At 65.9% G+C, this 23,983-nt stretch carries 24 protein-coding genes; 14 read left to right on the top strand and 10 right to left on the bottom strand.

Annotation, left to right across the window (positions count from 1 at the left end):
• The first annotated feature begins 2 nt into the window (after positions 1-2).
• The 3 genes from QO207_RS04195 to QO207_RS04185 all read left to right on the top strand — a co-directional run bounded on the left by QO207_RS04195 (position 3) and on the right by QO207_RS04185 (position 1,235).
• Positions 3-209, top strand: a complete 207-nt coding sequence (locus QO207_RS04195; protein ID WP_301531319.1) for a hypothetical protein — start codon at positions 3-5, stop codon at positions 207-209.
• A gap of 87 nt (positions 210-296) precedes the next feature.
• Positions 297-641, top strand: coding sequence for an osmotically-inducible lipoprotein OsmE (gene osmE / locus QO207_RS04190; RefSeq protein WP_301531318.1), 345 nt, complete (start codon positions 297-299; stop codon positions 639-641).
• A gap of 138 nt (positions 642-779) precedes the next feature.
• Positions 780-1,235 (top strand): GyrI-like domain-containing protein, encoded by a 456-nt coding sequence (locus tag QO207_RS04185; RefSeq protein WP_301531317.1) that lies wholly within the window; start codon positions 780-782, stop codon positions 1,233-1,235.
• Between the two features lie 374 nt (positions 1,236-1,609).
• Here the strand turns inward: QO207_RS04185 and QO207_RS04180 are convergent, their stop codons facing one another.
• Positions 1,610-3,700, bottom strand: a complete 2,091-nt coding sequence (locus tag QO207_RS04180) for an AsmA family protein (protein ID WP_301531316.1) — start codon at positions 3,698-3,700, stop codon at positions 1,610-1,612.
• 295 nt (positions 3,701-3,995) lie between these two features.
• Here QO207_RS04180 and QO207_RS04175 point away from each other — a divergent pair, with 295 nt between their 5' ends.
• From QO207_RS04175 to QO207_RS04165, 3 genes are all read left to right on the top strand, one after another.
• Positions 3,996-4,529: a bacterioferritin gene (locus tag QO207_RS04175; protein WP_301531315.1), complete on the top strand. Its 534-nt coding sequence runs from the start codon at positions 3,996-3,998 to the stop codon at positions 4,527-4,529.
• A gap of 800 nt (positions 4,530-5,329) precedes the next feature.
• Positions 5,330-6,043 (top strand): hypothetical protein, encoded by a 714-nt coding sequence (locus tag QO207_RS04170; protein ID WP_301531314.1) that lies wholly within the window; start codon positions 5,330-5,332, stop codon positions 6,041-6,043.
• 331 nt (positions 6,044-6,374) lie between these two features.
• Complete coding sequence (locus tag QO207_RS04165; RefSeq protein WP_301531313.1) at positions 6,375-6,881, top strand: phage infection protein; 507 nt, start codon at positions 6,375-6,377, stop codon at positions 6,879-6,881.
• An 82-nt stretch (positions 6,882-6,963) separates the two neighbouring features.
• Here QO207_RS04165 and QO207_RS04160 read toward each other — a convergent pair whose 3' ends face one another.
• On the bottom strand, positions 6,964-8,274 hold the full coding sequence (locus QO207_RS04160) for an MFS transporter (RefSeq protein WP_301531312.1): 1,311 nt from the start codon (positions 8,272-8,274) through the stop codon (positions 6,964-6,966).
• A gap of 217 nt (positions 8,275-8,491) precedes the next feature.
• Between QO207_RS04160 and QO207_RS04155 the strand changes: the two genes are divergently transcribed.
• Together QO207_RS04155 and QO207_RS04150 are read left to right on the top strand one after the other, a co-directional pair.
• Positions 8,492-8,749 (top strand): DUF6868 family protein, encoded by a 258-nt coding sequence (locus QO207_RS04155; protein WP_301531311.1) that lies wholly within the window; start codon positions 8,492-8,494, stop codon positions 8,747-8,749.
• Positions 8,750-8,845: 96 nt separating this feature from the next.
• A complete protein-coding gene (locus tag QO207_RS04150; protein ID WP_301531310.1) occupies positions 8,846-9,061 on the top strand; it encodes a hypothetical protein in 216 nt (71 codons plus the stop codon).
• 6 nt (positions 9,062-9,067) lie between these two features.
• Here the strand turns inward: QO207_RS04150 and QO207_RS04145 are convergent, their stop codons facing one another.
• Both QO207_RS04145 and QO207_RS04140 read right to left on the bottom strand, forming a co-directional pair.
• Positions 9,068-10,153, bottom strand: a complete 1,086-nt coding sequence (locus tag QO207_RS04145; protein ID WP_301531309.1) for a fatty acid desaturase — start codon at positions 10,151-10,153, stop codon at positions 9,068-9,070.
• A 17-nt stretch (positions 10,154-10,170) separates the two neighbouring features.
• Positions 10,171-11,271 carry a ferredoxin reductase gene (locus QO207_RS04140; protein WP_301531308.1) on the bottom strand — a complete coding sequence of 367 codons (1,101 nt, stop codon included), beginning with the start codon at positions 11,269-11,271 and terminating at the stop codon, positions 10,171-10,173.
• A 154-nt stretch (positions 11,272-11,425) separates the two neighbouring features.
• On the opposite strand from QO207_RS04140, the gene QO207_RS04135 reads away from it, so the two are divergent.
• The 5 genes from QO207_RS04135 to QO207_RS04115 all read left to right on the top strand — a co-directional run bounded on the left by QO207_RS04135 (position 11,426) and on the right by QO207_RS04115 (position 15,051).
• Positions 11,426-12,061 (top strand): TetR family transcriptional regulator, encoded by a 636-nt coding sequence (locus QO207_RS04135; protein WP_253445748.1) that lies wholly within the window; start codon positions 11,426-11,428, stop codon positions 12,059-12,061.
• Between the two features lie 441 nt (positions 12,062-12,502).
• Positions 12,503-13,003: an urease accessory protein UreE gene (gene ureE / locus QO207_RS04130; protein WP_301531307.1), complete on the top strand. Its 501-nt coding sequence runs from the start codon at positions 12,503-12,505 to the stop codon at positions 13,001-13,003.
• 99 nt (positions 13,004-13,102) lie between these two features.
• On the top strand, positions 13,103-13,780 hold the full coding sequence (locus QO207_RS04125; RefSeq protein ID WP_301531306.1) for an urease accessory protein UreF: 678 nt from the start codon (positions 13,103-13,105) through the stop codon (positions 13,778-13,780).
• A 10-nt stretch (positions 13,781-13,790) separates the two neighbouring features.
• A complete protein-coding gene (gene ureG, locus QO207_RS04120; RefSeq protein WP_301531305.1) occupies positions 13,791-14,405 on the top strand; it encodes an urease accessory protein UreG in 615 nt (204 codons plus the stop codon).
• Between the two features lie 73 nt (positions 14,406-14,478).
• Positions 14,479-15,051, top strand: a complete 573-nt coding sequence (locus QO207_RS04115) for a HupE/UreJ family protein (protein WP_301531304.1) — start codon at positions 14,479-14,481, stop codon at positions 15,049-15,051.
• Positions 15,052-15,102: 51 nt separating this feature from the next.
• Here QO207_RS04115 and QO207_RS04110 read toward each other — a convergent pair whose 3' ends face one another.
• The 4 genes from QO207_RS04110 to mdlC form a co-directional block, all read right to left on the bottom strand.
• Positions 15,103-16,578 carry an aldehyde dehydrogenase family protein gene (locus QO207_RS04110; RefSeq protein ID WP_301531303.1) on the bottom strand — a complete coding sequence of 492 codons (1,476 nt, stop codon included), beginning with the start codon at positions 16,576-16,578 and terminating at the stop codon, positions 15,103-15,105.
• A gap of 24 nt (positions 16,579-16,602) precedes the next feature.
• Entirely contained in the window at positions 16,603-17,616 is a 1,014-nt protein-coding gene (locus tag QO207_RS04105) for a ketopantoate reductase family protein (RefSeq protein ID WP_301531302.1), read from the bottom strand.
• Complete coding sequence (locus tag QO207_RS04100; RefSeq protein WP_301531301.1) at positions 17,613-19,004, bottom strand: MFS transporter; 1,392 nt, start codon at positions 19,002-19,004, stop codon at positions 17,613-17,615. The genes QO207_RS04105 and QO207_RS04100 overlap by 4 nt, the downstream gene beginning before the upstream one ends.
• An 81-nt stretch (positions 19,005-19,085) precedes the next feature.
• Positions 19,086-20,672, bottom strand: a complete 1,587-nt coding sequence (gene mdlC / locus QO207_RS04095) for a benzoylformate decarboxylase (protein ID WP_301531300.1) — start codon at positions 20,670-20,672, stop codon at positions 19,086-19,088.
• Between the two features lie 107 nt (positions 20,673-20,779).
• On the opposite strand from mdlC, the gene QO207_RS04090 reads away from it, so the two are divergent.
• Positions 20,780-21,676 carry a LysR family transcriptional regulator gene (locus QO207_RS04090; protein WP_301531299.1) on the top strand — a complete coding sequence of 299 codons (897 nt, stop codon included), beginning with the start codon at positions 20,780-20,782 and terminating at the stop codon, positions 21,674-21,676.
• Positions 21,677-21,749: 73 nt separating this feature from the next.
• Here the strand turns inward: QO207_RS04090 and QO207_RS04085 are convergent, their stop codons facing one another.
• Both QO207_RS04085 and QO207_RS04080 read right to left on the bottom strand, forming a co-directional pair.
• Positions 21,750-22,514, bottom strand: a complete 765-nt coding sequence (locus tag QO207_RS04085) for an SDR family oxidoreductase (protein WP_301531298.1) — start codon at positions 22,512-22,514, stop codon at positions 21,750-21,752.
• 509 nt (positions 22,515-23,023) lie between these two features.
• Positions 23,024-23,953 carry an ornithine cyclodeaminase family protein gene (locus QO207_RS04080; protein ID WP_301531297.1) on the bottom strand — a complete coding sequence of 310 codons (930 nt, stop codon included), beginning with the start codon at positions 23,951-23,953 and terminating at the stop codon, positions 23,024-23,026.
• Positions 23,954-23,983: the final 30 nt, after the last annotated feature.

Raw genomic sequence — 23,983 nt, 5'->3', positions numbered from 1 at the left:
CCATGCGCGCCTTCCCACTGATCGGCCTGTTGTTCCTCGGCGCCACCCTGTCCGCCTGCGGCCTGGGCGAAACCGCCGCCACCGCCAGCCTGCAAGCCAAGCAGGCACAACAGGCGCAGCAGCAGATGCAGCAGCTCAAGCAGCAGGTCGATGCGGCCAATGCGCAGAACCAGCAGCGCCTCGACGACGCCATCAAGGATGCCGAGTAAGCGCGGCATCGCGCAGATTTCTTGAACGCTGCGCCATCACCTGGGCTCCAAGTTGGGCGAGTGAGTTGCTCAACCAAGGAGAACACCATGTACAAGCGATCACTGCTGGCGCTAGTGGTACTGGCCTCGATGGCGGGCTGCGCTTCCACCAAGGTGCAGAACCCGGTCAACTACATCACCTTCCGCGACGAGGCGCTGGTGCGCAATGTCGAAAAGGGCATGAGCCAGGAAGAAGTCCTGAAGATCGGCGGCACGCCGTCCTCGACGCAGAAGCGCCTGATGAAGCCGGGCAGCTGCAACAGCTACATCCTCAGCAAGGACGGGCAGCAACAGCCCTTCTACGTGAGCTTCGATGGCAGCGGCAAGGTCGATGGCTCGGGCTTCCTGACCTGCTCCGAGCTGGACCGCCACGAGCGTGACTACCAGCCGTGATGCAAGTCTGAGCGGTATCGAAAAGCCCTCGCCTGCCGGCGGGGGCTTTTTTGTTCGCCGTGCCACAGGGTGGCGCGGGGATTGTTCGCGGCGGGCAGCGGCGGTCTATCATCCCAGCTGCCACTTGAGGAGCCGACCATGAAATACCGCATCATCGAACTGCCCGCCTTCCAGGTCATCGGCATGGATTTCCGCGGCAGCGCGCCGGGCGACAGCATCGGCCAGCTATGGCAGCGCTTCCTGCCCCGCGAGAAGGAAGTCGCGGCGAGCGCGACGGACAAGACTGCCTACGGCGTCTGCACGCAATTGCCGGGCGGCGAATTCCACTACATCGCCGGGCTACCGGTGGACGCCAGCGCCGCAGTGCCCGAGGGGATGATGAGCTTCGAGGTGCCGGCGCAGAAGTATGCGGTGTTCACCCATATCGGCCCGGTCAGCGCCATCGCGGACAGCTTCCAGGCCATCTATTCCAGCCTGCTGACCCGCCATGGCCTGGAGCCAAAGAAGGGCGTGGACCTGGAGCGCTACACCGAACGCTTCCTCGGCCCGGAAGACCCGGCGTCTGAGACCGATCTCTACGTGCCGATCTATTGATCGGCCGTAGGGCGCGTTCCCGTAAGGCGGATAACGCCCCAGGCGTTATCCGCCGGAATGGCTGATAACCCGTTCCGGGTTATGCGCCCTGCGGGCTGCGTTAGCCGGCGCGCGTAGGAGCGGACCTTGTCCGCGAAATCCTCTGCGGCGGAATTCCATCTTTTCGGGAGATGCCATCAGGTCGCCGCCAACGCCAATTACGCCAACACCTGAAAGGCCTGACATGGCGGCGAGACTTCGCGGACAGGGTCCGCTCCTACGAATCGTCACCGGCGACGGCCTGCCGGAAACGTAGGAGCGGACTCCGTCCGCGATCGGCCGAGCTTCGCGCCGAACACATCGCGGATAAATCCGCTCCTACAGTAGCTGCCGGCCTATTTTCCCTTGCCCGGAGCCGGCGCCTTCGACGGCTGCTTCATCTGCGCCAGCAACGCCGCACACTGGTTGTCGTCCTGCTTGCTCGGAGCGATCAGCGCCAGCAGCGCCGCCGCCGGGCCAACGGTCACGCCGAGTGCCACCATCCCCGCACCACGGGCGGCCAGCGGCCCGACATGGACACCAGCCTTCGGGTTCTTGTAGGTGCCCTGCACATAGAGCGGCGAGCGCAGGGAGAAGATGCGCACGCCCTTGCTCTGCGGAACGATGTCCAGGTCCAGCTGCTCGGTGGCCAGGTTGGTGCTGCCCTCCACCGTGATGATCGCGTTCTCGGTATCGAAGGCGAACACCCGCGGCTTGGCCAGGCCATTGGTAATGCCAACATCGGCGGCAGCGCAGTTGATCTTCACCTCGTCATCGCCGAACAGCTTGTTCACCACGTAGTTGCCGACGTTGAGCCCGGCGATTTCCATCAGGCTGCGGCTGATGCGGCCGTCGTTGATCAGCAGCTTCATCTCGCCGTTGGCGCCGCCGAGGATGGTCGCCACCGAGTTGCCGGTGCCGGTGATGGCCGCATCGCCATTCAGCTCACCAAAGCTGGACTGCATCGGCGCGAAGCTGGGGAACAGCTCCTTGAGCTTGAAGCTGCGCGCCTGCAGCTGGACCTTGCTCTGCAGCGGCGTCTTGCCGCCATCCAGGCGGATATGCGAATCCAGCGTGCCGCCGGCCACGCCGAAGCGCAGCGGCTCCAGGGTCAGCAGGCCGTCGTTGAGCACCAGGTGGGTATAGAGGTCGCTGATCGGCAGCTTGTCGCTGTGGACGATGCGCTTGCCGGTGAACTCCACGTCGGCGTCCATGGCGCGCCAGCGGTCGGTGCGGAACTCTTCCACCGGCAGCACCTTGTCCGCCGGCTGGCGGGTGCTCTGGCCGCGCGCCTGCTTGTCCTTGTTCGAGTCGGCGCCGATCAGCGGGCCGAGGTCGGCCATGCGCAGCTGCTCCGAGCGCAGCTTGCCGGAGAGCTTGGGCCGCGGCTGGCGATTGACGAATACCAGGTCGCCATGCAGATCGCTGTCGCCGACCTTGCCGTTGAAGTTCTCGTAGTGGAATTGCGCGCCGGCCGAGTCATGCAGCTCCGCCTTGAGGCGGCCGTCGGTCTCGTAGGCCGGGGTGTCGGGCAGGGTCACGCCGGTAAGCGGAAACAGGTTGGCCATGCTGGTGCCGGAAAGCTTCAGGCGCAGGTCCAGCGCGCCGAGGTTCAGCGGGTCGGTCAGGGTGCCGACGATGCTCGCGCGGGTGCTGCCGGCGGAGACATCGGCCTGAACCGGGAACGGCTTGGCCGCATCCTGCAGGGCGAGCATGCCGCCAACCTTGCCCGCACCAGTGAGCGGCAGGCCCTTGTACTGGCCCTTGAGCTTCCAGCCGAACACGTAGTCCTGGGTCCCGGCCTTGTCGCCGCCGGCCAGCGCCTTGCCCGCCAACTGGCCGAAGGGCACCGGCTTGCCGAGCGGGTCGACCAGCAGCTCCAGGCGGGTCTTCAGGGTCTGATCATCGAGGGTGACGCTGCCCTTGTCGAAGCCGATTTCGCCGATGTCGAGCTTCCACGGGGATTGCTCGGGCATGGCGTCGGGGTCTTCTGCCTTTTTCGGCAGATCGAAGGTCCAGGTCGCACGTCCATCCGCGAGCCTCAGCAGATCGGCGCTGGGGCGGGTCAGGACGATCTGCGGAATGCGCACGGTCTGCCAGATCAACGGCAGCGGGGCGAGGCGGAACTCGACCTTCTCCAGGCTGGCGAAGTGGGCAGCTTTCGTCTTGCCGGCCGCCCAGTCAGGGTTGCCCAGGGTGATGTCCGCCGCACTGAAGTGCGGCCACGGTACGTAGGCGCGCCAGCCGCCCTCTTCCGGTTCCGTACGCCAGAACACCTGCAGGTCGCCATTGATGGCGAAGGGGCGCCCCAGTTCGGCGGAGACCTTGTCGTTGATCATCGGCTTCACCCGGTTCCAGTCGAAGGTGGCGATGAACACCACCAGCGCGGCAATCACCGCGATGAAACCAATGAAGCCCCAGAGGCAGATTCTTTTCCCGCGCGTCATACCTGAACTCCCTGCTGGCCGCGTCGGTGGAAGCAGCGCCGTCCCCACGTAGCTGCCGGTATCGATGGCCGCCTGAGCATGCCGGGGCGGCATTCTCCACGGGCCTGTCGTCTTGGACCAGCATAGCGAGGCGATGGCTCCCGCAATCTGCACGGGAAATGTCAGCAATGGGCGCGTCAGCAAAAAAACCAAACTTTTCCGCAGGCCGGCGACTCCGAACCTTGTGACCCGGATCGAGCCGCGCGCCATCGCAGCGCCGGCTCGCCACAAGGCCAGCCGTTAAGGAGAGAAACTGATGAACCAGGCACAACTGACCGACGTCCAGACCCTGCGCCAGCGGGCGCGCCAGAACATCGAGGACGGCGCGGTGACCGAGGGCTACCATGCCGACCGCAAGACCGTGCTGCGTCTGCTCAACGAGTCGCTGGCCACCGAACTGGTCTGCTACCTGCGCTACAAGCGCCACTACTTCATGGCCACCGGCCTGAAGGCCAGCGTGGCCGCCGCCGAATTCCTCGAACACGCCACCCAGGAACTGCAGCACGCCGACCTGCTGGCCGAGCGCATCATGCAGCTGGGCGGCGAGCCGGACTTCAACCCCAACGGGCTGACCGAGCGCTCCCACGCCGAATACGTGGCCGGCGCCAACCTGCGCGAAATGATCACCGAGAACCTGGTGGCCGAGCGCATCGCGGTCGACAGCTACCGCGAGATCGTCGTCTACCTGGGCGACGACGACCCCACCACGCGCCGCCTGTTCGAGGAAATCCTCGCCCAGGAAGAAGAGCACGCCGATGACATGGCCGACCTGCTGCAGGACCTCAAGTAACTCCCCCCCCTGCCATCGGCCCCATCGATGCCCGGCTCCGGCCGGGCATCCTGCTGTCTGGAGCATCACTCCGGCGCCCAGGGTTTCGTAGGAGCGGACTCCGTCCGCGATAGCCCCGCCCCTGCTGGAAAGCATCGCGGATAAATCCGCTCCTACGCTCGCTCCCTGGCACGGGCAATCCGACCGGGCATCCTGCCGTCTGGAGCGCCGCTTCTACCAACGTCACTCCAGCGCCCGCGGTTTCGTAGGAGCGGACTCCGTCCGCGATAGGCCCGCCCTTGCTGGAAAGCATCGCGGATAAATCCGCTCCTACGCTCGCTCCCTGGCACGGGCAATCCGACCGGGCATCCTGCCGTCTGGAGCGCCGCTTCTACCAACGTCACTCCAGCGCCCGCGGTTTCGTAGGAGCGGACTCCGTCCGCGATAGCCCCGCCCCTGCTGGAGAGCATCGCGGATAAATCCGCTCCTACGCGCGCTCCCTGGCGCAGGCACGATTTTCCGCGTATGCACAGGGAGCTCGAGGGCCATGACTGCCGCCAGACCCTCATTCCAGAGGCATTCCCCGCATTCCTGCCCACAGAAACATCCAACAAATCGATATTACCAATCACGCCGATACAGCCCATCGAAGGCATTGATAGAAGTCAATTTTCAATACTAACTTATTGATTTTAAATAGACTTATAAACAATCATCGGCATCGATAGCGACTATCTTCCGGCATCGTTTTCCAATCGATAATCCAGAACTGATACTGAGTCCGTGTCCAACGAACTCCCCCACTCTTCTGGAGCCGCATCATGAAACGCACCCTCGTACTTGGCTTTGCCCTTTCCGTACTTGCTGCCAATGCCGCTTTCGCCGGCTCCCAGCAGGAATCCCCGGTCATCAACGCCAGCCAGACCGAGATCCTGGTTCAGGACGGCGCCGAACACACCCTGGATCAACAGCAGAAACAACTGGAAGCCGCCAAGGCCCGTATCGCCGAGAATGGTTCCAGCCAGTCGGTCGATCGTCTGATCCAGAAAATGAAGGTGGCTGAAAACGGTTCGAGCAAGACCATCGACCGTCTGCACAGCGAAATGAGCGTTGCTGAAAACGGCTCGAGCAAATCGATCGATCGCCTGCACCAGCAGATGAACGTTGCCGAAAACGGCTCCAGCCAGACTGTCGACCGCCTGCACAAGCAACTGGGCGTCGCTGAAAACGGTTCGAGCAAGACCATCGACCGTCTGCACAGCGAGATGAGCGTTGCCGAAAACGGTTCCAGCAAAACCACCGACCGCCTGCACCAGGAAATGAACGTCGCCGAGAACGGCTCCAGCCAGACCGTCGACCGCCTGCACAAGCAACTGGGCGTCGCTGAAAACGGTTCGAGCAAGACCATCGACCGTCTGCACGAAGAGATGAGCGTTGCCGAGAACGGTTCCGAGCACACCGTCGACCAACTGCACAGCAACATGGTTGCCGAGTCCGGTGGCGACACCGTCTTCGACGCCCACCTGAAGGCGTAACGCTCCAGGCAGTACACCGCAAGGTGAGAGAAAAGCCCGGCCCCGCCGGGCTTTCTTATCGCTCGAAGCCCGTGAACCCCCGCCCTCGATAACAGGCCAGCCGCGTTTTGTAACGGCGTCTTGCCTGAAACCTCCTGAAACACGCCTGAAAATACCGCCCTAGAGCGGTTTTCGTCGTTCCATCATTGGCAGCGATAGTAGAAATTAGCCGGCTAAATAATCGACAACACTGATGCTCTGTATTACCCGGCATCGTTTTTAAATCGATTTATCCGAAGGGAAAATAGACCCGTAGCCAAGACAAACCGCCCCCCTTTCGGAGCCACACAACATGAAACGCCAGATCGCCCTCAGCCTTGCACTCACTTCCCTGATGTCCGCCAGCGCCGTTTTCGCCGCCCCGGCCATCCTCAACAACGGCCCGCGCAACCTCCCGCAACACGAACACCAGCTGCAGCAGAAGAGCGCTGAAGCCCGCGTTGCCGAGAATGGCTCCGACCGCACCATCGACCGCCTGCACAAGCAAATGGACGATGCCCGCGTCGCCGATAACGGCTCCGAGCGCACCATCGATCGCCTGCACAAGCAAATGGACGACGCCCGCGTTGCTGATAACGGTTCCGAGCGCACCATCGACCGCCTGCACAAGCAAATGGACGATGCCCGCGTTGCTGATAACGGTTCCGAGCGCACCATCGACCGCCTGCACAAGCAGATGGATGACGTCCGCGTAGCCGAGAACGGCTCCGAGCACACCATCGACAAGCTGCACAGCAACATGGTCGCCGAGTCCGGTGGTGACACCGTGTTCGATGCCCACCTCAAGCGTGTTTCCTGATCCAGACGAAATACGCCTGACAGGCGAAAGAAAAGCCCGGCATCTGCCGGGCTTTCTCATTTCTGCGTTTCGCTAACGGCGATCAGCTCTTCGACTCGCCGCCATCCGGCTCGCCATCGGAGCGGCCGATGCTGGCCGGTGCTTCCACCACCAGCTCTTCCGGCACTTCCTCGACGCGCGGGTCCAGCGCCGCGGCCATCGGGCTGACCGTATCGGGCATGGCCACGTGCTGCAGCGGAGCCTCGTCGACACGGTGTACGCCGGTAACGCGCTTGGGCTGCACCCAGAAGATCAGGATCAGCGCATAGGCCGAGACCAGCATGTAGAACATGCCCGGACCGAAGTGGCGCATCATCGCGCCGGCGAACAGCGGGCCGATACAGGCGCCGACGCCATAAGTGGTCAGCAGCATCGCCGACAGCGCCACACGGCGCGACTGCTCGACATGGTCGTTGCCCAGGGCCACGGCCAGCGGATAGAGGGTGAACAGCAGCATGCCGGTGAGGAAACCGTTCGCCAGCAGCAGCGTATAGGGCAATTCGATCAGCCCCCACATCGGCACCGCAGCCAGGCACAGCAGCAAGGCATTGGCGCGGATCAGCCAGCTGCGGTTGACCCGGTCGGACAGCCAGCCCAGCGGCCACTGCGCACAGAAGCCGGCGACGATGCACATGCCGACGAAGAAGCTCGACTGCGCGGTGTCCAGGCCGTTGCGCGCCGCGTACACCGGCGCCAGGCCGTAGAACGCACCGACCATCAGACCGGCGACGAAGATGGTGCCCAGCGACTGCGGCACGCGCTTCCAGAAGAAGCCGATCTCCAGCGGCGCCGCCACCAGCTTGGCCGGGTGGACGCGACGGGTCAGCGCCAGCGGGATCAGGCACGACGAGAAGCACATGGCGACCAGCAGCAGCGGCTTGTAATCCAGCGCCGGGCTCAGCGCCAGCAGGCCCTGGCCGACCACCAGGCCGGCATCCACCGCCACCATGTAGCCGGCGAACACCTTGCCGCGCTGGTGACCTTCGGCCTGCTCGTTGAGCCAGCTCTCGATCACCATGTACTGGTTCATCATCACCGCGCCCATGATGAAACGCAGGAAGATCCACACCTCCAGCTGCGAGACCAGCGCGTGGATCAGCACGATCACCGTGGCCATGCCGGCGCAGGCGACGTAGGAACGGATATGGCCGAAGCCGGCGATCAGCTTGTGGCCGAACTTGCCGCCACAGACCAGACCGAAGTAGTAGGCCGCCATCAGGCCGCCGACCCAGAGGTCGCTGACGCCTTCCTGGGTCAGGCGCAGGCCCATGTAGGTGGTGAACAGGCCGGAGCCGGCGAGCATCAACAGCGTGGCGGTATAGAGCGCGGGAAACGTGACGAGCGGGCTGAACATGGCGAGTCCGGCAGGCAGATGAGGAATGAGGGTGTAACGGCAAGGGTAGCCGTCCGGACATCGGACAGCCGTCGCGCGGCAAAGATCACATGGTTTGCAGCAGGCGCGCATTATGGCCGGCGGCCAGCGCCGCGGCTATCGGACCAACGCCCGTTAAAACGCCTGAAACCATCCCTGCGGGCCCGCGTCCAACACAGTACGTACCCGGAGAATCGCCATGCTGCTCCAGGACCTGAAGCCCTTCCTGCTCAACTGCACCCTGATCAACTATTTCATCCTGCTGATCTGGTTCGCCGCCTTCACCTTCGCCCACGACTTCGTCTACCGCCTGCATCGCCGCTGGTTCGACCTGCCGGTGGAGAAATTCGATGCCATTCATTACGGCGGCATGGCGGTCTACAAGATCGGCGTACTGCTGCTCAACCTCGCGCCGTTGCTGGCCTTGTGCATGCTTTCCCCGGCTACGGGCCATTAGTGCGACATCATGTCCACCGATCGGAAAGCAACTGGTTGAAATTTATTGGAAATAATCAGGTCGTAGGGTGCTCGCAGTTTTCAGGAGATCACCCCCGTGCACCACGCAACCCGCAGCCTGCGCAAGACCCTCGACGCCGTCGCCGCCAACAACGAAGCCACGGCGCTGGAAGTCATGCGCGCGGTTGAACAGGTCCAGGACGACCTGCTCCGGCAGAAACTGCTCAAGTCGATCCATCACCTCAACCAGGACGCCGCCGACCTGCGCGCCCTGCGTGAGGAAATCGCCTCGCCGCTGACCCGCCGCGCCTGATTCGCCTCAGGCGCTGGCCGGCAGTGCCGGCACGGTTGGCTTGCGGTGTACCCAGATGCGCTTGAGCACCGTGGCGAACTGCGCCGACAGGCGGCCGCTGTTGTAGGTCTGGCCGTAGCGCGCGGCAATCCCCTGCACTTCCTTCGACAGCTGCGCATAGCGGCGTGCCGGCAGATCCGGGTAGAGGTGGTGCTCGATCTGGTGGCTGAGGTTGCCGGTGAGGATGTGGAACAGCTTGCCACCCTCCAGGTTGCTCGACCCGCGCAACTGGCGCAGGTACCAATGGCCGCGGGTCTCACCCTGCAGCACCTCGGGCGGGAACACCGCTGCCTTCTCGGTGAAGTGGCCGCAGAAGATCACGGTGAAGGTCCACAGGTTGCGCATCAGATTGGCGATGACGTTGCCCAGCAGCACCGCGCCGAAGGCGCCGGTGAACAGGCCGAGCAGCGGGAACACCACGTAGTCCTTCACCCACTGGCGCCCGACCTTGGCGTTGAACTGGCGCAGCAGCGGGCGCAGTTCCTCCTTGCTCATCCGCCCCTTCACGTACTTGTCCAGGCGCAGGTGCTGCACCGCCACCGCGTACTGGAACAGCAGCGCCTGCAGCGTTACCCAGATCGGCTGCCAGCGGTAGAACGGCTTCCACTTCTGCTCGGGGAACAGCCGCACCACGCCATAGCCGACGTCGTCATCCATGCCCAGCACGTTGGTGTAGGTATGGTGCACATGGTTGTGCGTGTGCCGCCAGAAGTCCGCGGGGCCGACGATGTCCCACTCATAGCTGCGCCCGGAAAACTCCGGGTCGTTCATCCAGTCGTACTGGCCATGCATGACGTTATGGCCGAGCTCCATGTTCTCCAGGATCTTGCCCAGCCCGAGCAGGAAGGTGCCCAGCAGCCAGGTGGGCGGGAACCAGCCGGCCATCAGCAGCACGCGGCCGCTCCAGCAGCAGAAGCGCACCGCCGCGCGAATGCGGCGGATGTAGCGGGCATCCTGCTCGCCCAGGTCGTGCAGGGTGCGCTGGCGCAGAGCGTCCAGTTCGGCACCGAAGGCCGCCAGTTCGGTGGCGCTGAGGTCGCGATCTTCGCGCATGGACACTCTCCTGAAGATCAGAGATCGACGGTCAGGTCGCCCTGGGGCGCGCTGACGCAGATGCGGATGGGCTGGCCCGGCTCGCTGAACAGCTCACCGCTGCGCAGATCGCGCACGCAGCCGCTGACCAGCGTGCAGGTGCAACTGGTACAGACGCCCTGGCGGCAGCCGTGCAGCGGGCGCAGGCCGCTGGCTTCGGCCTGCTCCAGCAGGCTGCGGCGGCTGTCACCGGCTACCTGAAGCGCGCTGCGGGCGAAGCGCAGACTCACGGCTTTTGCCGGCTCGCTGTCGTTCCAGGCCGGCGGGCTGAAGCTCTCAACTTGCAGGCTGCGGCTGCTCGTACCCAGCGCCTGGCGCACGGTTTCGACAAAGCCACCGGGGCCGCAGGCCAGTACATGGCAGCCATCCAAGTCGGCGACGTGGTCGCGCTGGAAACGTCCGGACAATTCGCCGTCCAGCGCGGCATCGCCGCTCAGTGCCCAGCGCAGCTCAAGATTCGGATATTGCCGCGCCAGCGCCTGCAGCCCTTCGACGAAGGCCTTCTGGCCGTGCTGGCGGACGTAATGCAGCAGCGTCACCGGGCCGCTGTAGCCGCGCGCCAGCGCCTCGCGCAGCAGGCCGAGCAAAGGTGTCAGTCCGCTGCCAGCGGCCAGCAGCAGCACGCCCTGGTCATCGGCCGGCCAGCTCAGCTCGCCGTCCGGCTGGCCCAGCTCCAGCACGTCACCGACGCACAACTGTTGCAGCAGGAAGGAAGAAATCCGCCCGCCCGGCTGCAGCTTCACCGCGAACTCCAGGCAACCATCCTCGGCGATGCGGGTCAGGCTGTAGCTGCGGCTGTGGCGCACGCCGTCGCGCTCGACGAACAGCTGCAGGTGCTGGCCGGGACGCGCACCGCGCCAGTGCGCATTGGGGCGCAGGCGCAGTTCCAGCATGTCGTCCGCTACCCACTGCCGCGCCTCGACTCGCGCGAACACCCGCCGCAGCGACCAGCCAGGGTTGCAGGCGCGCAGCACGGCATCGACATCCGACTCGCGCAGCCACTGGTCGCGCACCAGGGCGCGCAGCGCAGACAGCAGCGGCGAGATGAAGCGCAGGCTGGCGAAGGGAAGCAGGGACATGGACGAACACCGAACAGTAAACATGTGTTCACTTAAAATCTCATGACCGAGCATTTTCAGTCAACATCTGTTCACTGATTCGTTCAGGAACTTCCCCCGCGCCGACCGGCATTTGTTAGAGTGCCTGCGCCCTCGCCCTGGATAGCACTGCCGTATGGCCACTCCCCGCGCCGAACAGAAACAACAGACCCGCCTGGCCCTGATGGATGCCGCGCGCAGCCTGATGGACAGCGGCCGCGGCTTCGGCAGCCTGAGCCTGCGGGAAGTGGCGAAGACCGCAGGAATCGTCCCGGCAGGCTTCTATCGGCATTTCACCGACATGGACCAGCTCGGCCTGGCGCTTGTCGCTGCGGTCGACGAGACCTTCCGCGAGACCCTGCGCGTGGTGCGCCGCAACGAGTTCGAACTGGGCGGCGTGATCGAGGCCTCGGTGCGCATCTTTCTCGACGCGGTCACCGCCAACCGCACCCAGTTCCTCTTCCTCGCCCGCGAGCAGTACGGCGGCTCGCACCCGATTCGCCAGGCCGTGGGCGAGCTGCGCCAGCGCATCACCGACGACCTCGCCGCCGACCTTGCGCTACTCAACAAGCTGCCGCACCTCACCGCCCAGGACATCGACGTGATCGCCGACCTGGTGGTGAAGACCGTGTTCGCCACCCTCCCCGAGCTGATCGACCCGCCGGCCGACAGCCTGCCGACGCACCTCTCGCCCCAGGCCAAGATCACCCAGCAGCTGCGCTTCATCATGATCGGCGCCAAGCACTGGACCGGGATTGGCTCGCGGCCCTGAGCCGCCCGCACGCGCTCGACCATTACCTGTAGGAGCGAGCTTGCTCGCGAACGAACCCCACTGCGGACCCAACATCGTAGGGCGCATAACGCCCCCAGGCGTTATCCGCCGAAATGGCGGATAACCCGTTCCGGGTTATGCGCCCTACGCACGTCCCCGAGCGCAAGAGTCCCCCTGTAGGAGCGGACTCTGTCCGCGATCGATTCGCCCCCGCTCCGACCGAACACTCGGCACCCGGCCACCCCATCGCGGACAAAGTCCGCTCCTACGATTCAACTTCGCCCCGCCTTGGTGCGCACCGTTTTCGTGCGCACCATCCTTGCGCGCGCGCACCATTACTGACCGAACGGACAACCGCTCCAGCCCGCGCCAGCACTGACCTGGGCCCGCGCTGGCAAGCCCCTTGCTGTAGCACCGCCATTGCTACTGCCGGACGCTGCCATGCTGGTCATCCACCAACGAACCGAACCCCGCGAACACTGGGACGCCGAGCTGCGCCTGAACTACGAGGCACGCAGCAAGAGCCGCCTGCGTTGCTTCACCAGCACGGGTGAAGACGTCGGCCTGTTCCTCGAACGCGGCCAGTCGCCGCTGGCCGATGGCGAATTCCTGCTGGCCAATGACGGCCGCGTGGTACGCATCTGCGCTGCGCCGGAAAAACTCCTGCACGTCACCTGCACCAACGCCCGCGAGCTGAACCGCGCCGCCTACCACCTGGGCAATCGCCACGTCGCCCTGCAGGTCGGCGACGGCTGGCTGCGCCTGCTCGACGACTACGTGCTCAAGGCCATGCTCGACCAGCTCGGCGCCACGGTGGGAGCCATCGAAGCGCCCTTCCAGCCGGAGCATGGCGCCTATGGTGGCGGCCACCACCACTCGCACCATGGCGAGGAAGCATTCAATTACGCGCCGAAGCTGCACCAGTTCGGAGTGCGTTTGTGATGTTCCTGCGCGAGTCCGGGGCCCTCACCCCAGCCCTGGCTGCGCGCCCCGCTCAGAGGGAGAGGGGGCAGATCGGCGCGAATGGACAGGGCGTCGCTCATGGCTGAGCCCTCCACCATCTGGTCACTACTGCGCCTGGCCAGCCCACAGTTGCCCATCGGCGGCTACAGCTACTCCCAGGGCCTGGAAAGCGCCATCGACCAGGGCCAGGTGAAGGACGCCGACAGCGCCCGCACCTGGCTCGTCGATCAGTTGCACCTTAACCTCGCGCGCTTCGAAGGCCCGCTGCTCGCCGAACTGCTGCGGGCCGCACAAAGTGCTGACTGGGACGCCCTGCGCGACGCCGCCGAGCGCCATCGCGCCAGCCGCGAAACCCGCGAGCTAGGCCTGGAGAATCGGCAGATGGGCTTCTCCCTCGGCCAGTTGCTCGAAGCCCTGCCCGAGCTGGACGAGCCCGCACGCCAGTGGCTCGCCGAACAGCCCGAACCCTCTTTCGCCGCTGCCTGGGCGTTGGCCGCCCGCACCTGGGGGCTGTCCCCGGAGCAGGCCCTCGGAGCCTGGCTGTGGAGCTGGCTGGAGAACCAGTTGGCGGTCCTGATGAAGACCCTGCCGCTGGGCCAGATGGCCGCGCAGAAGCTCACCTCGCAACTGCTTCCCGACCTCGACGCCGCCTGCCGCGCCGCGCTGGAAAACTCCCCAAATGGCGGCGCGCCCTTCGGTCTCGCGCTGGCCTGCATGACCCACGAAACCCAATACAGCCGCCTGTTCCGCTCCTAGGAGAACTGCCATGAACACTCAACCTCTTCGCGTCGGCATCGGCGGCCCGGTGGGCTCCGGCAAGACCGCCCTGACCCTGGCGCTGTGCCGCGCCCTGCGCCAGCGCTACAACATCGCCGTGGTCACCAACGACATCTACACCCAGGAGGACGCGCAGTTCCTGGTGCGCAACCAGGCACTGGAACCGGAGCGGATCATCGGCGTGGAAACCGGCGGCTGCCCGCACACGGCAATCCGCGAGGACGCCTCGATCAACCTGGAAGCGGTGGACCAGCTCAACCGCCGCTTCCCCGGCCTCGACCTGATCCTGGTGGAATCCGGCGGCGACAACCTCTCGGCTACCTTCAGCCCGGAGCTATCGGACCTGACGCTCTACGTGATCGACGTCTCCGCCGGCGACAAGATTCCGCGCAAGGGCGGGCCGGGCATCTGCAAGTCCGACCTGCTGGTGATCAACAAGATCGACCTCGCCCCGCTGGTGGGCGCCTCGCTGGAAGTGATGGACCAGGACGCCTCGCGCATGCGCGGCGACAAGCCGTTCGTCTTCAGCAACCAGAAGACCGGCCAGGGCCTGGCCGAGATCATCACCTTCATCGAACGCCAGGGTCTGCTGACCGCAGCCTGATGCCTTGTTCGCGGCCGCGGACGCCGGCCGCCTCATGACAGGACGCCCCATGACAAGAACCAGGGAGTTTTCCATGCAACTGCGCAAAGCCCTCTACAGCCTGGCGCTGTTCCTCACCCCGGCCGTGGCCTTCGCCCATCCGGGGCACGGCGACCACGGCCTGATCGCCGGCATCGCCCACCCGCTCACCGGCCTCGATCACTTGCTGGCGATGTTCGCCGTCGGTCTCTGGGCGGCACAACAGAAAGGCGCCGCGCGGCTGGCGCTGCCGTGCACCTTCGTCGTGACCATGCTGATCGGCGGATTGCTCGGCTTCGAGGGGCTGCAGCTGCCGTTCATGGAGACCGGCATCGCCGCCTCCGTGCTGGCGCTGGGCCTGTGCGTTGCGCTGGCGGTGCGTCCACCGCTGTTCCTGGCGATGGGTGCGACCGCGCTGTTCGCCCTCGCCCATGGCGTGGCCCACGGGCTGGAACTGCCGGAACTGAGCAGCCCGTGGCTGTATGCCGCCGGCTTCGTCGGCGCGACTGCCGCTCTGCACGCAGCGGGTTACGGGATCGTTCGCCTGCTGCCGCAGGCGGCTGCACCGCTGGTGCGTTTCGCCGGCCTGGCTTCGGCGGGTGCTGGCGCCTGGCTGCTCGCTGGCTGAAGCCCTGCCGGGGCCTGGACACCTTGCGGTTCCCCGGCCCCGCGTCAGGCTTCAGAACGGGTAGTGACGATGCGTGCGCTGCACGCTTACCCACTGATCGCGGGTGAACTCGTCGATGGCCCAGTCGCCATTGAAGCGCCCGAGACCCGAGTTCTTCTCGCCGCCAAAAGGCGCGTTGGCTTCGTCGTTGACCGGTATGTCGTTCACATGGGTCATGCCGGCGCGAACCTGCCGGGCGAAAGCCACGCCGCGTTCGAGGCTGCCGCTGAACACCGCGCTGGAAAGCCCGTACTCGCTGGCATTGGCCAGTTCCAGCGCGTGCGCCTCATCGCGGGCGCGCAGCAGGCCGACCAGCGGGCCGAAGATTTCATCGCGGGCGATTTCCATGTCGGCGGTCACCTCGCCATAGACGTGGGGAGCGAGCAGTTGCCCCTGCACGCCGCCTTCATGCAACGGCCGGGCACCTTCACGGCGGGCACCGGCGATCTTCTCCAGCAGCCCGCGCAATTGCCGGGCATTGATGATTGGCCCGAGCGCGGTCTCGATCGATTGCGGATCGCCAACCCTGAGCTGCTTCACCCGTTCGACGAAACGCTCGGCGAAGGCGTCGTACAACGGCTCGACGACAATGATCCGGTTGATCGCCATGCAGATCTGCCCCTGGTGCAGGAACTTGCCGAAAACCGCCGCAGCCACCGCCTGCTCCAGATCGGCATCCTCCAGCACCACGAACGGGCTGTTGCCGCCCAGCTCCAGCGCCACATGCTTGAGATGCGCGCCGCCGCTGGCGAGGCTGCCGATGTTGCGCCCCACCGGGGTCGAGCCGGTGAAGGTCAGCAGGCCCGGCACCGGGTGCTCGACGAAGGCATCGCCGATCTCGCTGCCGGCGCCCACCACCACGCTGAGCACCCCGGCGGGCAGGCCGGCTTCTTCGAAGATGCGCGCCAGCAGCAGGCCGCCGCAGACCGGCGTGTCGCTGGCCGGCTTGACCACCACCGCATTGCCCAGCGCGATGGCCGGGGCCAGCGAGCGCTGGGTCAGGTGCAGGGGGAAGTTCCACGGGCTGATCACGCCCACCACGCCAATGGCGCTGCGGTAGATGCGGCTCTCCTTGCCGGCAATATTGGAGTCGACAATGCGGCCATGCACGCGACTGGGGAAGGACGCCGCCTCGACGCTGATGGCGCGCGCCGCGCCCCACTCGATGGTGGCTTTCAGACGGGTACTGCCGGACTCGCGAATCAGCCAGTCGATGATTTCCTCGCGGCGCTGGTCGAAGATCGCGACCACCCGCAGCAGCAGCGCACTGCGTTCGGCCGGCGGCGTGGCGGCCCAGGCCGGCTGCACCTCCGCTGCCTTGCGGTAGGCCTCATCGAGGTCATCACGGTTGGCCTGGGCGATCTCCAGCAAGGTACTGCCGTCGTAGGGATTGTCGTCGCGCAGGGTCCTGCCGGCGGCGCCGGCGCGCCACTGCCCGGCGAGCGGCAGCAGGTGTAGGTCGGTGTAGCGGGTCGGTGCATCACTCATGACAAGGCTCCTCGAAGGATCGCATCAGGTGGCTGAACGGGTGGACTCGGTACGTGCCCGCGTCTCCATCAGACGCAGCAGCCCCAGCAGGGTTTCCGTCAGCGGGACGGCAACACCGCAACGTCGCGCGCGGGCCAGCACCTCGCCGTTGATCGAGCCGATTTCGGTTGGCCGGCCAGCCAGGATGTCCTGCAGCATGGACGGTTTGTGCGTGCGATGCTGCGCAACCGCGTCGACGACGCTGTGCAGGCAGCGCTGCAGGTCTGCCGGCACGCCCAACGCCTGCGCCACTGCTACCACTTCCATGACGATGCCATGGACCAGGCGCATGCCCTCCGGTGCTCCATCCAGTTGCCCCACCGTGCAGCCAGTCACCGCGCACAGGCTGTTCAGGGCGGCGTTGAAGGCAACCTTTTCCCAGATCGCGGTCCACACCTCGTGGTCCACCGCGCAGCGCAGCCCGGCCGCTTCCAGCAGGGCGGCGGCCTGGGTCGCCGCGGGGCGCTCGACGCCATCGGCGCAGAGCAGGCGCACCACGCCCTGGCCGTGGGAACGCACGTGGCCGGGGCCCAGCAGGTCCGCCGGCCAGGTGGTCATGCCGACCATTACCCGCTCCGCGGCGACGTGGCGGCCCAGCGCCTCAGCGTTGCCCAGCCCGTTCTGCAGGCTGAGCACCTGGGTCTGCTCGCCCAGCAGGTGCGCAACGCCCTGCAGCGCCGCCTCCGTATGCAGCGTCTTGGTGAATACCAGCAGCAGGTCGGCACGCTCGCTGGCCTGCTCCGGGCGGCAAGCCAGCAGGTTGCGGATGTAGCGCTCGCCCTGGTCGGTCTCCAGGCGCAGGCCCTGGCTGCGGATCGCCTCCAGGTGCGCGTCATTGATGTCCAGCAGCGTGACGTTCTGCCCGCACTCCGCCAGCAAGCCGCCGAACAGCGAGCCCATGGCGCCAGCGCCGAGGATGGTGATGTTGAGGACTTCCTCGGGGACTGCGATGGCATTCGCCACCGGCTGCTCCTTCTGCGTCGCGACGGCCTGGCTCATGACGGTTCTCCTGTTGGCGCCGGTATGTGGCGCTTGACCAGTTTCAGGGCGAGCAACGCCAGCAGCATCGCCGTCCCCAGCAGCGCCAGGTAGGCGTGGGCGCCGCCCTGGGTGATGATCGCGGCTCCGACGAAGGCGCTGAGAATGGCGCCCAGGCGGCCGAAGGCGAGTGCCGAAGCGGTGCCGGTGGCCCGTACGCTGGTGGGGTAGATGAAGGCGCACAGCGCGTAGAGAGTGGACTGCACCGCGTTGACGAACAGCCCGTGCACGCCGAAGCCGAAGATCAGCAGGCTGGTGTTCTGCTGGATATCCACGGTCATCAGGGCGAAGGCGCTGGCGGCGCCGCCGGCACAGCAGAGCAACAGCGGCCAGAACGATCCCCAGCGCGCCATGGCCACGGCACAGACCAGCGCACCAATTACGCCGCCCATGTTGTAGGCAGTCAGGCCGCCACCGGCCACCGACAGCGGCAGGCCCTCGGCCTGGAGCATGGTCGGCAGCCAGCTGAAGGCGCTGTAGACCGCCGTCAGGCACATGAAGAAGGTCACCCAGATGGCCAGGGTGTCGCGCCCGAGCCCGGCGCTGAACAGCCCGCCTACGCCCACGCGCTGGTGCGTTGTCTGCCCCGGCGTATCGGTGAAGCCGGTCTTGCTGGCCAGCGGGCGACCCATGCGCCGAAGCAGCGCATTCAGGTCACCCCAGCGCTCTGGCTGGCGTGCCAGGAAGCGCGGCGATTCCGGCAGGGCCATCAGCAATACCAGCCCCAGTACGAGCGGCAAGGCGCCGCCGACGAAGAACAGCGTCCGCCAACCGTAGGCTGGCAGCACATGGGATGCGAACACCCCTGCCAGCATGCCACCCAGCGGCACACAGACGATGGTCAGGGTGATCGCCAGGGTTCGCCGCCGCGCGGGGGTGAACTCGGCGGTCATGGTCGCAGCGCTGGGCAGCGCGCCACCAATGCCCAGGCCGGCGATGAAGCGCAGCAGCGCTACTGTCGATACGCCCGAAGCCAGGCCGATCGCGCAGGTTGCCGAGGCGAACACGAAGACGCTGGTGACCAGCGACACGCGCCGACCGAAACGGTCGGCGAGCAGGCCCGCGCAGGCACTGCCGATGCCCATGCCGATCAGCCCGGCAGCCACCGCCGGGGCGAAGGCTTCGCGGGTGATGCCCCACTCCTGGATCATCAGCGGAATCGCATAGCCGATGAGCTGGCCGTCGAATCCATCCATCACGATGGACAGCGCGGCGAGCAGCACCACCATCTTCTGCAGGGGCGTGAACGGCCCCTGGTCCAGCAGGTTGCCGATATCGACGCTGGGTGGGTGCGGCAGCGGCCGCACTTGCGCGGCGACCGGTCGTTGGCCGAGGGAAGTTGTATTCATGGATCACCTCTTCTTATTGTTCTGGTGCGCCGGCGGCTGTTCAGCCGCCGGCAAGCGCCGTTGGACGGCCAGACCCGATGCTCAGGGCTCGATGGTCAGGGTCGGAACCTCGATGAGTACCGGCTCGTTGCCGGCCAGGGCACGCGCCAGTTCCTCGCGAAGGGCTGCCTCGTCCGACACCGTGACCGAGCGCACGCCATAACCGCGACCTAGCTGGCAGAAATCCAGGCCGGGAACGTCAAGACCGGGGGCGTCCGGCACGTCGAGTACCCCGGCGAACCAGCGCAGCGCACCGTAGGTGCCGTTCTTGAGGATCAGGAACACCACCGGGATGCGGTACTGCGCGGCGGTCCACAGCGCAGTGATGCCGTAGTTCGCCGAGCCGTCGCCGATGATCCCGATCACCCTTCGCTGCGGCTGCGCCAGCTGCACGCCGACCGCCGCCGGCAGGCCGAAGCCCAGGCCGCCAGCGGCCGGGAAGTAGTAACTGCCGGGGTGACGCATCTCCACCCGGCGCCAGAACGCGCTGACGGTGGAAGTGGACTCCTTGACGTAGATGGCATCCTCCGGCGCCAGCTCATCGAGCACGTCGAACACCGTCGCCGGGTGCAACAGCTCGCCTTCAGCCTGGCGCGGCGCAGGCCTCGGCAAGGCGCCAGGCATGCAGCGCGAACTAGGCTGCAGCTCTTCGAGCAAGGCCTGCAGCGTGAGCGACAGATCGCCGACCAACGCGTCGCCCATCGGCGCGCGGGCGGCCTCCGACGGGTCACAGGTGAGATGAACCAGCTTCGCCCCTTCCGGCAGGTAAGCGCCCGGCGAGAACTGGTGATAGCGGAACACCGGAGCGCCCACTACCAGGATCAGGTCGTGCCCGGCCAGCACGCGGGAAATACCGTCGATGGCGGCCGGCAGCACGCCACGAAAGCACGGATGGCGAGTAGGGAACGGGCAGCGCGACGCCGAAGGCGCCACCCATACCAGCATGCGCAGCCGCTCCGCCAACTGCACTGCCAGGTCGTTGGCTCCAGCGCCGTCGACATCCGGGCCGAGCACCAGCACCGGATTACTCGCTTGCGCCAGGGCCTGTTGCAGAGCGGCGAGCTGTGCCGGAGAAGGCAGGCCGGCGCTGGCCACTTCCCGCGCCGCCAGATGCTCGCTGCCCGCGGGCGCCGGCTGGGCCCAGTCGTCATAGGGTATCGACAGGTAGACCGGTGCCTTCGGCGGCAGGCTGGCCAGGTGGATCGCCTGGCTCAGGGCCCGCGGCACGTCGGCGGCGCAGGCCGGTTCGGCGCTCCACTTCACCAGCGGCTTGGGCAGCTGGGTCGCCTCGACGTTGGCCAGCATCGCTTCCACGCCGATCATCGAACGCACCTGCTGGCCGGCGCTGATCACCAGCGGGCTGTGGCTGTACCAGGCGTTGGTCAGTGCGCCCATGCCGTTGCCGGTACCGGCGGCGGCATGCAGGTTGACGAAGGCCGGCTTGCCGCTGGCCAGGGCGTAGCCATCGGCCATGCCCACCACCACGCCCTCATGCAGACCGAGTACGTAGCGGAAGTCTTCGGGGAAGTCCTTGAGGAACGGCAGTTCGTTGGAGCCGGGGTTGCCGAAGATGGTGGTCAGGCCGTGCCGACGGAGGATGTCGTAGGAGGCGCTGCGGACAGTTTTCATGCAAGGCCCTTCGGGCTGTGGGGATTTGCGCCACTGTCTCAACCCGAACATAATCAATCAAATCGATGGTCTTTCTATCGAAAATAAATTCCATCTATGTAGACGTCATGGCCCAGATCGACCTCAACCTGATCCGCACCTTCGTCACCCTGTTCGAGGCCGGCAGCGTGACCCTCGCCGCCGAGCGCCTGTTCGTCACCCAGCCCTCGGTGAGCTATTCGCTGGCGAAGCTGCGCGAACTGTTCGATGACGCGCTGTTCACCCGCAGCCGCGAGGGCATCCAGCCGACCTTCGTCGCCGAGCAGCTCTACGTCACCCTGCGCGAGGCCCTGACCCGTATCGAGGGAGCCGTACAGAGCACCCGGCAGTTCGATCCGGCGAGTACCGAGCGGCACTTTCGCATTGCCCTGTCGGACCTTGGCGAACTGGGCTTCCTGCCGCTGATCCTGGCGCGACTGAACCACGAAGCGCCCCTGGCCGAAGTGGAAGTGCTGGCCCTGCAGGTGGACGAGGTCGGCGACTGGCTGGCCAGCGGCAAGGTCGACGCCGCCATCTGCCGCCAGGCCGTGCCCGGCAGCCGCAGCCAGGTGCTGATCCAGGAGCACTACGTGTGCCTGCTCAGTGCCGAGCACCCGCGCATCGACGACAGCCTGGACCTGGCGACCTACCTGGGCGAACGTCACGTGGTGGTGACCCGCACCTCGGGCCACGGCATCGCAGAGGAAGTGCTCCAGGCCATGAAGCTGGAACGCCGCATCGCCCTGCGCGTGCCGCATTTCTCGGTGCTGCCGAAGATCATTGCCGACACCGACCTGCTGGCCATCCTGCCGGCGCAGATCGCCTGCATGTTCGTCGCCGAGGGTGGCCTGAAGATGCTCGAATTGCCGTTCGAATTACCGGACTTCGAGGTGTCCCTGCACTGGCGCGCGAGCAGCGAACAGTCGGCGGCCCTGGACTGGTTCCGCCAGTTGATCGCCGAAGCGATCATCGAGGGGCAACTCTGATCCTGCGGTGGCAGGCAGGCTGCGCAGGAAGAACACCGGACAACCTTGCGTTGCCCGGTAAGAGGGACTTCGATCAGCCCTTGCGATGCACCGCAAACCCCGCCCACGCCTGGCTCACCGGCATGATTTCCAGGGTGTTGATGTTGATGTGCGGCGGCTGGTTCATGATCCAGTGGATGGTCTCGGCAATGTCCGTGGACTGGATCGGCTCGGCGCCTGCATAGGTCTTGTCGTACTTGGCCTGGTCACCGCCGAAGCGCACCAGGGAGAACTCGCTCTCGCACATGCCCGGTTCGAGGTTGGTGACGCGCACGCCGGTGCCCTGCAGGTCACAGCGCAGGTTCAGCGAGAATTGCTCGACGAAGGCCTTGGTCGCGCCGTACACGTGGCCGCCCGGATACGGCCAGCGGCCGGCCACCGAACCCAGGTTGAGGATGCTCGCGCCCGTGCCATGGGCGATCAGGCGTGGCAGCAGCAGGCGGGTGGCGTACATCAGGCCCTTGATGTTGGTGTCGACCATGGTGTCCCAGTCATCCAGCTCGCAGTTCTGCGCCGGGTCAGTGCCCAGGGCGAGGCCGGCGTTGTTGATCAGGCCACGCAACTTGGCGAACTTCTCCGGCAGGCTGTCTACGGCGGCAGTCATTGCCGCACGGTCGCGCACGTCGAGCACCAGCGGTAGTACATCGGTCTCGGCGGAAAGCTCCTGGGCCAGCGCGTTCAGACGCTCCTCGCGGCGGCCGGTGATCACCAGCGACCAGCCGTCACGGGCGAAACGCCGCGCACAGGCTTCGCCGAAGCCGGAGGTGGCGCCGGTAATGAACAGAGTGGGAGTGGTCATCACAGATATCCTCTTACTGGGCACTGCCGTCGCCGATGCATGCCGGGGAATCGTGCGGTGCGCGTTCTGGTCGGTCATCGAGCATAACAGCCCGAACCCATCGCGTTGCGTTACAGCCGTGCTGGATAAAACCCGAACAGCCGCTTGAAAGCCCCACGGCTACTAGCCTGCCGCAGGTTGCGCCCACCTTGTCCACAGGCTGTTCCACGGATTCTGTGGGCAAAGCGGAATGCCGATTTCCCCTGGACGTTTTTCGAGCGCCCCGCCGCAGGCCGCGCCGCCGCTGCGCTGGAGAAGTTCTTCCCAAGGTTATCCACAGATCTTTCAACGGCTGGCGGGGACAACTATCGCAAAAGGGGAACTAATCCGCGAAAGCGTAACTGTCCATCCATACAGGGACTGCAGGGCGATCGAACAGAAATCGACCGCCTTGGGCGGCGCCTGTGGCCATGGGGCCTGGGGAAGTTCTCCCAGACGTTATCCACAGGCCCGCCCACAGTTTTTCTGGATTAATTCACGGCAAGCAGCAGGCGTGCGGCGATCAGGTCTTCCAGTGCATGACCCACGGACTTGAACAGGGTGATCTCGCTGTCGTCCTGGCGTGCGCCGCGACCGTGCAGGAGGTCTGACAGTTGGCATTGAATGGCGCTCTCGTCGATCACGCCTTCGCCCATGGGAATCAGCAGGTCGCCCGCCTCCTCCAGTGCACCTTCGCGGGTATCGACCACGATGCGCGCGCGGCTGACGGCTTCGTTGTCGGTCTCGCGCATGCTGGGCAGGAAGGCGCCGACCAGATCGAGGTGGCAGCCCGAGCGCAGCCAGGCTCCGTGGACGATAGGCTCGCGGGAAGTGGTGACGCAGCTGATGCAGTCCGCCGCCGCCACGCCACCGCGCAGATCGACACAGGCGTGGGCGGGATAGCCTTCCTCCTGCAGCTGCTTCACCAGCGCATGCACCTTGTCCTCGTGACGGCCCCAGACGGCGATGTCCTCGTACTCACGCACTGAGCTATGGGCGCGGACCATGTGTGGCGCCAGGGTGCCGCTGCCGACCACCAGCAACCGCCGCGCATCACGGCGCACCAGGTAATCGGCGGCCAGCGCGGAGGTGCAGGCGGTGCGCCGGGCGGTCATTTCCGAGGCTTCGAGCATCGCCAGCGGACGCCCGGTTTCTCCATCGAACAGACAGAACAGGGCGGCCACCGCCGGCAGGTTCTTCGCGCCGTTGTCGGGGAACACGGTGACCAGTTTCACGCCGATATCCTGCCCTGGCCGCCACACCGGCATGGTCAGCAGCGAGGCGTCGGCGGGCAATTCATGGCAGGCGCGCACCGGGGCTTCGCAGGCTCCGGCGAGGCCGATGCGCAGGGCTTCGATCAGTTGGGGATAACTCAGCCGTGCGGCGACGTCGGCGTTGGTGAGGAAGCGGAGGTCTTGCATGGAAACCCCTCTGCAGAAAAGCGCTGGATA

The organism is Pseudomonas sp. CAN1 (assembly GCF_030462585.1).
Classification (GTDB): domain Bacteria; phylum Pseudomonadota; class Gammaproteobacteria; order Pseudomonadales; family Pseudomonadaceae; genus Pseudomonas.
This window is presented reverse-complemented; position numbering and strand designations above follow the sequence as displayed.